Raw genomic sequence first — 666 nt, 5'->3', positions numbered from 1 at the left:
TCTCGTGGGCTCGGGCGACCTCAAGGCGCGTGAGGTGCACGGTGCGGCAGAGGTGGCGAAAGTGCAGTCCGGCGAGATCAAGCTGCACGGCGTCGCAGGCAACATCAAGATCGGCACGATCGGCTCGGGCGATGTCGATATCCGCGATGTGCAAGGCAATGTCAACGTGGAGTCGGTCGCTTCCGGCGCGTTGAATGTCCGCAAGGTGCGTGGCGATCTGAGCGTGGCGCACAAGGGCAGCGGCGATATCGATGTGAGCGAGGTCTCCGGCAGCACCCGGGTACCGACAGACAAATGACGACGACTTCTTTCAGGATGTGGGGGAAATGCTGATGAAATTGCTTGTTTCGGCGGTAGTGATGAGCGTATTGCTGGCGGGTTGCGGCAAGTCCGAACCCACCGTCAACGTCTCCGGCCAGGCCAATGGTGCCGGCGTGACCTTTACCGGCAAGAGCCTGACGCTCAAGCGCGACGGCTTGCCGGCCGCCACCATCGGTGTCGATGGCGCGCTCAGCATCGACGGCAAGCCGGTGGACTTGAATGAGGCGCAACGCCAGGCGATGCGCAGTTACTACGCGCAAGTGCAAGGCGTGGCCAAGAAGGGCATCGACATCGGCACCCAGGGCGCGGCGTTCGGCGCACATGCCGCAGGCGAAGCGATCAAGG

2 protein-coding genes are annotated in these 666 nt (G+C 63.2%); both read left to right on the top strand.

The window, feature by feature from the left end; translation table 11 throughout:
- On the top strand, nt 1–298 hold a 298-nt coding region (locus ARC20_RS02170; protein WP_202595423.1), incomplete at its 5' end, for a GIN domain-containing protein.
- 28 nt (nt 299–326) lie between these two features.
- On the top strand, nt 327–666 hold a 340-nt coding region (locus tag ARC20_RS02165), incomplete at its 3' end, for a DUF2884 family protein (protein WP_202595422.1).

It is taken from the genome of Stenotrophomonas panacihumi (genome assembly GCF_001431645.1).
Lineage (GTDB): Bacteria > Pseudomonadota > Gammaproteobacteria > Xanthomonadales > Xanthomonadaceae > Stenotrophomonas_A > Stenotrophomonas_A panacihumi.
The sequence above is the reverse complement of the archived record's forward strand: the minus strand, read 5'-3'. Positions and strand labels throughout refer to the sequence as shown.